This is a genomic window from Natronospirillum sp. (assembly GCF_022565775.1).
Lineage (GTDB): Bacteria > Pseudomonadota > Gammaproteobacteria > Pseudomonadales > Natronospirillaceae > Natronospirillum.
This window is the reverse complement of the sequence record NZ_JAIUMC010000146.1, coordinates 1-4,814: the sequence shown is the minus strand read 5'-3', so window position 1 is coordinate 4,814 and position 4,814 is coordinate 1. Positions and strand designations below refer to the sequence as shown.

Below are 4,814 nucleotides of genomic sequence, written 5' to 3'. Positions count from 1 at the left end.
CGAGCGAGCCTGGGGATTGCAGCATAAAACAGTCCAAGAAAAGCGCCGCACCTCCTCATGATCATCCAGAATCGGTGTTCACGATAAACCGGAATGGGTGTTCATGATGGGCCGGAATATGCACTTCACCCTCAATCTGGTGAGATCATGCAGGGAACCGGAGGAATCAGGAAGCTTCGCTGGTCGGCGCAGGGTAAAGGCAAAAGTGGTGGTGCCAGGGTTATCTACTACTACCACAACGGAAGTGTGCCACTGTTCCTTTTGACGGTTTTTGGCAAGGGCGAAAAGGCGAACATCTCAAAGCCTGAGCGCAACCAATTAAGCAAACTGACAAAGCTCTTGCTTGAAAGATATGGTGGTTAACATGAGTAACGTGTTTGAAAGCATACAGCAGGGTCTTGATGAGGCCATTGAATATTCCAAGGGGAACACTCCCAAGGCCATCGTGCATGAGTTTGGGCCCGTTGAAGTCAAGAAAGTACGCGCCAAACTCGGTATGTCCCAGCTTGAATTTGCATCTGCGTTTGGTATCAGTGTTAGCACTTTGCGTCACTGGGAACGCGGTGACCGGTCGCCTCATGGGCCTGCCCTGGTTCTATTGAATGTGGTTTCGAAGGAGCCACAGGCTGTACTAAAGGCGCTTAGTGCGTAAACAAAAATACTGGCGGGAGTATCTCGCGGTCGCGCTGACACCATTGCCAACTGGCCTGATCTCGAAAGAGATCGCCCCTCGGTCAATAGATATGTTGACCCGCAGGCCTCAATTCCTTTCCAGCAAGTCAGAGGATCAACGACTCTGACCCCATTGATCAGACCCCATTGATCCATTGATCCATTGATCTGTGGCACACGGCGAGGACATCGGTTCCTACAACTATGCTGTTCCTTACTCCAGGTGCTGGCACGGAGCATCGTCCGGTTGGCGCCTGACTATGCATTGAACGCGGGCGCCGGCAATGCCGGGGCAGCATGATGCCAATAGGCACACATTCTGCTAAACTCCTCTGATGAAGCAAATTAACTGGAATGCTGAAAAGAACCAGCAGTTGATGAGCGAGCGCGGAGTTTCTTTCGAAGATCTCCTGTTCGCTCTTCAGTCTGGTGGTTTGCTTGATGATGGACCTCACCCCAACAGGGACAAGTATCCGAATCAGCGACTTTTTGTGGTTCGGATTGATGATTACGCCTGGCTGGTGCCATACGTCGAGAATGATAGCGAAATCTTTCTCAAGCCGATCATCACCAGTCGCAAGGCTACCAAGAAATTTTTAGGGGGTTAGTATGGCCGACACGAAACTGAATTCCGAAGAGCAAGAGTTGCTTGAGACATACGAGTCCGGAGAGTTCGAATCGGATCTGGATGCAGATCGTCGGGAGTATCTCGCGAAGGCAGCAGAAGAAACGTTCAAGAAAGACAAGCGGATCAACATCCGTATCTCCAGCCGTGATCTGGAAGCGCTTCAGCGTCGCGCACTGGAAGAAGGGCTACCTTATCAGTCTTTGGTCTCCAGTGTTCTGCACAAGTATGTATCTGGTGGTCTCAAAGACATCTCTGCTAACAAGTCAGGCTCGCGGTCGCGCTGAAGCCGTTGCCGGCTGGCCAAGGGACCTGACCAGGCACTCTGTCCGCGCCCGGTTGACAAGCCCCGGTGTTAGGCGGACAGTGAAAGGATGAACTCAAACGCACCCGCCCCGCAAAATGACAGCGTGTCGGGGGAGCTTTTTGAACAGCTTGATGCTGCAATCAAGCGACTTGCCGACACCAATGCCGTTGAGGGTGTGTCCCCCGTTTTCGAAGTGGTCGATGCCGCTCGAGCCCTGATGTTCAATGCCGATGGGCTGGACGCGCTGTATGAGCGTGTATCGGCGATTGAAGCCGCCGGCTTCTTCGGTGGCAGTGACTGGGATTATCCCCGGACGCTGGCGCCCTCTCTGGCCGTGCGGACCGTGCGCCACGGCGAACCGACCGCGAACCTGGTGGAAATCCTGAGTCAGATTCGCCTGCTGGCGGTAGCCAGGGGCGACTACACGCACCCTTCTGTCTCGGCGGAACACGCCCATCACTTTCTCGCCCAGGTGCTGGCGATGAATCTCGATCTGGTGGTCAGCGATCTGCAGGAAAGCGATCGGCTGCGACCGGACGAGCTCGGTTATGCCGTTCAGAATCTTTACCACTACCTGCTTCGGCACCTGGGCTACGAGAACCTGCTGGAACATCTGGTGGCCGAGGTCTGGCGCATTCTGGCCCAGCGTCCGGTGCAGGTGGGCAGTATCAAGCAGATGGTGGCCCAGATAGCCGCCTGCCTGGAAAAGCCGGAGGCGCTGGATGGCGAGGTCAGCGCGGATGCACAACAACTGGTGACTGCGCTATTCAGCCCCACCGAGGATTGTCGGGACGATCCGGGCTTTGAGGTGTACAGCGCGCGCCTGGTGGACATGGACAATGCCGCCCTGCTGCAGGAGGCCATCGGCTTTGCTCAGGCGATGCACCGCACGGGACTGGTTTCCCCCTACATGCCGGGCTTTATCCGCTACCTGCGTACGCGCTGGAACGAGCTGATTCCCACTGCACTGGGGCTGAGCAAAACCGGGGCGGACGCCTTTCACTGCTACCCTGAGTTGATTCATACGCTGATTGATGAGGCGCTGTTTCCCGAAACCAGCCAGTGTGCCTATGGCCTGGCCATGATGCTCGAGCGGGGCATTCTGTATGCGCCGCCGGTAGCGCCGTCACTGTGGCGGCAGATCAGACTGCCTTTGTGCGATGCCGCGGCGGAAAAGATCAGGGCCGTATTCGGCACCAGCAGGCCAGCGTCCGCGTTTCTGCTGGCCGATGTGCTCAATGTTCTGGGCAGTCCACTGGGCATCGGGCAAGGCAACTACCCCACCTGCCAGTCGACCCGCGCTCTGTCCATGTGGGCCTACAACACCCCGGCGGAGCTGCTGCGCGTCCTGGCCTGGGCAGCACGCGACGACGAAGTGGTGATGCGCTTTGAGGGCGCCAGCCTCTCATCCCGGGAACTGGGCGAAGGCCTGGCTTCCGAGCCTCCGGTAGAGGTGGATGCCGTGTCGCTATTGACGGTGCCCCACCTGGACCGCATCTATTTTGCCATGGGTCGGCTCAGTATCGGACGCGGCGAAGACCCCCACAAATGGGTCAATACCGAATTTCACGGTGATCAGGTTGGCCACGGGTTTCGTATAGCTGTAGCTGTGGCCACCGGAATGCTCAATGATTTTGAAGGGTTCATCCGCGATTTTTACGCGGCCTATCACCCGATTTACAACGGCGACATTCCGGTGATCAACCCGCAACCGGCGGGGATTGCGATAACCGACAGTGCCACACGTTTTCTGGGGTGGCACGCCATCACCATCCAGCGCCTGGCGCTGGATCCGCATCAGGAAATGCGGGTGTATTTTTTCAATCCCAACAACGACAGCGGGCAGAACTGGGGCCAGGGTATTGTCACCTCCACCCAGGGGCATGGTGAATTTTACGGAGAAGCCTCGCTGCCGGTCGCCGAGTTCGCCTCGCGGCTGTACCTGTTTCACTACGACCCGCTTGAAAAGGGCGAGTCGAGCCTGATTCCAACCGACGAACTCAATCGGGCCATGGACCTGGCCCGCAACAGCTGGGCTTTGGAGCGCTGACTGCGCCCCGGAGCCCCCATGCACAACGCGAAAGGAGAACACATTATGTCGAAACTAGCAGAAACGCCCACACCTTCAGATGTTTCAAGCTGGACCGACCCGACCATGGATTCCGTGCGCGGAACAGAGACCCCCAAGGATCCGAACAAGGGCTATATTGCGCTGCTGGGCTGGAGCGTCAATGCCATCAAGGCCGCCCAGAAGTTTGATCGCCGCTACCTGGTGGTTGCGCCCGAGTGGGCCACCGATTTCTGCGAGGCCAACAAGATTCCGTTCATTCCCTGGGATTTTGTGCGCCTGAACGACCGGTCGCTGGAAATTGCCGAACGGCTCAAGGCCGAGGGTGTCGATGTGGCCATCCCCCTGTTCGAGGAAACCGTGGAGTGGTCGGGCGCCATCAACTCGGTGCTCATGGACAATCCGCGCATGTACGGGCAGTCCATTCTGTTCCGCGACAAGGCGCTGATGAAGCGTCGCGCTCAGCTCGGCGGCATTCGCGTAGGGATTTTTGAAGAAGCCCACGAGAAGGAAGATATCGTCCGCTTTATGAAGCGCGTCAACCAGACGCTGCTCAAGCTCGACGGGGACCCCGATGACCCTATCCATGTGAAGGCCTTCGATAAAGCCGGCTGCCTGGGGCACCGCATGATCCGCAAGATCGAAGAGATCGACGCCATTCCGGCGGAGGAGTATCCGCTATTGATGGAAAGCCACCTGGATGGCTGGGAATTTGCGGTGGAAGCCTGGATCCACGACGGTGAGATCAAGTTCATGAATATCTCCGAGTATGTGACTCTCGGCTATTCGGTCTTTGTGCCCGCCACCAATGAGCTGGAAAGCTGGCGCAATGCGATCACCAAGCAGATCGAAAAACTGATCAAGACCTTCGACATCAAGTTCGGACTGATTCACCCTGAGTACTTTGTGACCGCCGACGGCGAAATGTACTTTGGCGAGATCGCCTACCGGCCGCCCGGGTTCAAGGCCTTCGAACTGATTGAGCGGGCCTACGGCTTCAGCGCCTACCAGGCGTCAATGGTGGTGTTCGACCCGAAAAGCACCAAGGAGGAAGTGAACGACTTCTTCCCCCGCGAAGTGGTAGATGCCAAAGGCTATGCCGGTTGCTTCGGTGTCTATCCGCGCCGCCGCGTGGTCAGCAA

Annotated in this window: 6 protein-coding genes; all 6 read left to right on the top strand. The window is 57.1% G+C overall.

Annotation, left to right across the window (positions count from 1 at the left end; genetic code table 11):
- Window positions 1-93: 93 nt before the first annotated feature.
- Window positions 94-363: a type II toxin-antitoxin system RelE/ParE family toxin gene (locus LAT62_RS15925; protein WP_293386149.1), complete on the top strand. Its 270-nt coding sequence runs from the start codon at window positions 94-96 to the stop codon at window positions 361-363.
- Between the two features lies 1 nt (window position 364).
- Window positions 365-652: a NadS family protein gene (nadS, locus tag LAT62_RS15920; RefSeq protein ID WP_293386147.1), complete on the top strand. Its 288-nt coding sequence runs from the start codon at window positions 365-367 to the stop codon at window positions 650-652.
- A 355-nt stretch (window positions 653-1,007) separates the two neighbouring features.
- Window positions 1,008-1,280 carry a BrnT family toxin gene (locus LAT62_RS15915; RefSeq protein ID WP_293386145.1) on the top strand — a complete coding sequence of 91 codons (273 nt, stop codon included), beginning with the start codon at window positions 1,008-1,010 and terminating at the stop codon, window positions 1,278-1,280.
- A gap of 1 nt (window position 1,281) precedes the next feature.
- Window positions 1,282-1,584 carry a CopG family antitoxin gene (locus LAT62_RS15910; RefSeq protein WP_293386143.1) on the top strand — a complete coding sequence of 101 codons (303 nt, stop codon included), beginning with the start codon at window positions 1,282-1,284 and terminating at the stop codon, window positions 1,582-1,584.
- A gap of 87 nt (window positions 1,585-1,671) precedes the next feature.
- On the top strand, window positions 1,672-3,654 hold the full coding sequence (locus LAT62_RS15905; RefSeq protein WP_293386141.1) for a hypothetical protein: 1,983 nt from the start codon (window positions 1,672-1,674) through the stop codon (window positions 3,652-3,654).
- 105 nt (window positions 3,655-3,759) lie between these two features.
- A partial coding sequence (locus tag LAT62_RS15900; RefSeq protein WP_293386151.1) for a carboxylate--amine ligase occupies window positions 3,760-4,814 on the top strand: 1,055 nt, incomplete at its 3' end.